Source organism: Umezawaea sp. (assembly GCF_057122925.1).
Genome location: NZ_DBNGPQ010000003.1, coordinates 1 through 4,123 on the forward strand (window position 1 = coordinate 1; position 4,123 = coordinate 4,123).

The window sequence follows — 4,123 nt, forward strand, 5'->3', positions numbered from 1 at the left end:
CGGGCTCGGCGAACTCCAGACCGGCCACCACCGCCCGGAAGTCCTCCACCACCGGTTCCATCAACCCGGAGTGGAACGCGTGCGACACCGTCAACCGACGCGTCTTGCCGAAGTGCGCGGCGACCGCGAGGACGGCCTCCTCCGCACCCGACACCACCACCGACTCCGGACCGTTGACGGCCGCGATGTCCGCTCCTTCCACCAGGTGAGCCAGCACCTCAGCCTCAGAGGCCCGTACCGACACCATCGCCCCACCGGGAGGAAGGGCCTGCATCAGCCGACCCCGCGCCGCCACCAGGCAAGCGGCGTCCGCCAGCGTCAACACACCGGCCACGTGTGCGGCGGCGATCTCACCGATCGAATGCCCCACCAGGTAATCCGGCCGCACACCGAACGACTCCACCAACCGGAACAACGCCACCTCGATCGCGAACAGCGCGGGCTGCGCGTGACCGGTCTCGTCGATCGACCAGTCCCCCACGTCGAAGTGCGACCACACCTCGTCGAACGCCGACGCGAACACCGGGAACACCTCGTACAGCTCACGACCCATCCCGAGCCGCTGCGCACCCTGACCCGTGAACGCGAACGCGACCTGGCCGCTGCCGGTGCGGCCCTTCGCGACGACCTCGCCGTCCACGACCACGGCCCGGTGGTCGAACACCGCGCGCGTGGTCGCCAGCGTGAAGCCGACGTCCAGCGCCGGGGCGTCCACCGCCCGCAGGCGCGTGACCTGCTCGTCCAGCGCGTCCGGGCTCTTCGCGCTCACCAGCCACGGCACCAGGCCCGACCGGACCGGGTCGCCGTCACCGCGCGGCTCCGGCTCGACCGCTTCGAGGATCACGTGGGCGTTGGTGCCGCTGATCCCGAACGACGACACACCCGCGCGCACCGGACGTCCCACCGACGGCCACGGACGCGGCTCCGTCAGCAGTTCCACCGCACCGGCCGACCAGTCCACCTGCGGCGTCGGCTCGTCCACGTGCAACGTCGCAGGCACCACACCGTGCCGCATGGAGAGCACCATCTTGATCACACCCGCCACACCCGCGGCGGCCTGAGTGTGCCCGATGTTCGACTTGATCGACCCCAGGTACAGCGGTGTCGACCGGTCCTGCCCGTAGGTCGCCAGCAGGGCTTGGGCCTCGATCGGATCACCCAACCTGGTGCCGGTGCCGTGCGCCTCCACCACGTCCACGTCCGACGTGGACAGACCAGCGCTCGCCAGCGCCTGCCGGATCACCCGCTGCTGCGAGGGCCCGTTGGGCGCGGTCAGGCCGTTGGACGCGCCGTCCTGGTTCACCGCCGAACCGCGCACCACCGCCAACACCTCGTGGCCGTTGCGGCGGGCGTCCGACAACCGCTCCAGCACCAGCACGCCGACGCCCTCGCCCCAGCCGGTTCCGTCCGCCGACGCGGCGAACGCCTTGCACCGCGAGTCCGGCGCGAGCCCGCGCTGGCGGCTGAAGTCCACGAACGGCTCCGGGCTGGTCATGACGGTCACGCCCGAGGCCAGCGCCATCGTGCACTCGCCCTGCCGCAGCGACCGCGCCGCCCAGTGCATCGCCACCAGCGACGACGAGCACGCCGTGTCGATCGTGATCGCCGGGCCCTCCAGCCCGAAGGCGTAGGACACGCGGCCGGACACCACGCTGGCCGAGTTGCCCGTGCCGAGGTAGCCCTCGACGCCCTCCGGCGGGCTGTCGACCCGTGCGGCGTACTGGGAGCCGTTGGTACCGGCGAACACCCCGGTCCGGCTGCCGCGCAGCGCGGCGGGGTCGATGCCCGAGTTCTCGAACGCCTCCCACGACGCCTCCAGCAGCAACCGCTGCTGCGGGTCCATCGCCACGGCCTCGCGCGGCGAGATCCCGAAGAACCCCGGATCGAACTCGGCCGCGGTGTGCAGGAACCCGCCCCGCCGCACGTAGGTCTTGCCCGCCCGGTCCGGGTCGGGGTCGTACAGGTCGTCGACGTCCCAGCCCCGGTCGGTCGGGAACTCCGTGAGCGCGTCCTCCCCGGAGACCAGGAGCTGCCACAGGTCCTCCGGCGACCGCACCCCACCGGGGAACCGGCAGCTCATGCCCACGATCGCGACCGGCTCGTCGGTGACGGCCGCGGCGGTCTCGACCGCGACGACCTCGTCCTGCCCGCCCAGCTCCTCGCTGAGCCGCCCGGCCAGCACGACCGGTGTCGGGTAGTCGAACACCAGCGTGGCGGGCAGCCGGAGCCCGGTGGCGCCGAGCAGCCGGTTGCGCAGCTCGACCGCGGTGAGCGAGTCGAAGCCCAGTTCGGCGAACGCCCGGTCCGGCGCGACCTCGTCCACCGTCGAGTGCCCGAGCACCTCGGCCGCGCAGGTCCGCACGAGCGCGAGCAGGTCGTCGAAGCCGAGCACCTCGCCGGACGGCTCGTCCGCCGGGGCCTGCGGAACCAGGTCCCGCAGCACCGCCGGAACGGGCTGGGTGAGCCGCTCGACGTCCAGGCGCATCGGGACCAGCACCGCGTCCGCGCGCCGCAGGGCGGCGTCGAACAGCGCCATGCCCTGCCGGGCCGACAGCGGTCGGACCCCGCCGCGCGCCATGCGCTGCACGTCGTGCTCGGACAGCCTGCCGCCCATGCCCGCGTCCCACAGGCCCCACGCCAGCGACACCGCGGGCAGGCCGCGCGTGCGGCGCAGGTGCGCCACCGCGTCCAGGAACACGTTGGCGGCGGCGTAGTTCGCCTGGCCGGGGCCGCCGAACGTGCCCGCCGCGGCCGAGAACAGCACGAACTCGGCCAGGTCGAGCCCTTCGGTCAGCTCGTGCAGGACCAGTGCGGCGTCGACCTTGGCCCGGAAGACCCGGTCGACCTGCTCGTCGGTCAGGGCCGTGACGACGGCGTCGTCGGTGACGCCCGCCGCGTGCACGACCGCGGTCAGCGGGTGGTCGGCCGGGATCGCGGCGAGCACGTCGGCGAGCGCGGCGCGGTCGGCGACGTCGCACGCCACCGAGACGACGTCGGCGCCCAGCCCGGTCAGCTCGGCCTCCAGTTCCGCCGAACCGCCTCGGCGGCTGACCAGGACGAGCCGTCGCACACCGCGTTCGGCGACCAGGTGCCGGGCGACGACGGCACCGAGCCCGCCGGTCGCACCGGTGAGCAGCACCGTCCCGTTCGGGTCGATCTCCCGCGCCGCGCCGCTCTCCTCCGCCCGCGCGAGCCGGGGTACGAACACCTGGCCCGCGCGGACCGCCACCTGCGGCTCGTCCGACGCGAGCGCGGCACCCGCGTCGGTCGCGGGGTCGTCGACGTCGACCAGCACGAACCGGCCGGGGTGCTCGGACTGCGCCGAGCGGACCAGCCCCCAGACCGCCGCGGTGACCGGGTCGACGTCCTCGGCGGCCGTGACGGCGACCGCTCCGCTGGTGACGACGACGAGGCGCCGGGTGGACGTGGTGTCCTCCAGCCACGACCGCACCAGGGCCAGCACCCGGTGCGTCACCGCGCGCACGGCCGCGGCGTCCAGTTCGGTGCTCGGCTCGACGAACTCCACGTGGTCGTCGGAGCGGGGAACCCCTCCGGACAGCGGCAGCGGCGTCCAGTCGACCCGGAAGACGTGGCCGTCCAGGGGTTTCGGCCGCGAACCCGCGTCGAGCCAGAACCGCTGGTGCGCGAAGGCGTACGTCGGCAGCTCGACCCGGCGACCGCCGGTGAAGTCCCACTCGACGGGCACGCCGTCGACGTGCAGGGCGGCCAGTGCCGTGAGCAGCGACCGCTCCTCCGGCCGGTCCTTGCGCAGCGCCGGGACCACCACGGCAAGTTCGGGCGCGCAGTCCCGCACCATCGCGGTGAGCACCCCGTCCGGGCCGAGTTCCAGCACCCGCGCGACACCCAACCCGGCCAGGGTCGTGACGGCGTCGAGGAACCGCACCGGCCGGCGGACGTGCCGCACCCAGTACTCCGGCGAGCACAACTCCTCCGCCGTCGCCGGGGCGCCGGTCACGGTGGACACGATCGGGATGACGGGCTCGGCGAACTCCAGACCGGCCACCACCGCCCGGAAGTCCTCCACCACCGGTTCCATCAACCCGGAGTGGAACGCGTGCGACACCGTCAACCGACGCGTCTTGCCGAAGTGCGCGGCGACCGC

The 4,123-nt window shown here is 73.7% G+C and carries 1 protein-coding gene; it reads right to left on the minus strand.

Annotation, left to right across the window (positions count from 1 at the left end; translation table 11 throughout):
* Nucleotides 1-4,057, minus strand: a 4,057-nt coding sequence (locus AC156L_RS00285) for a type I polyketide synthase (RefSeq protein WP_484406502.1), incomplete at its 3' end; no start/stop codon positions are given.
* Nucleotides 4,058-4,123 lie beyond the last annotated feature (66 nt).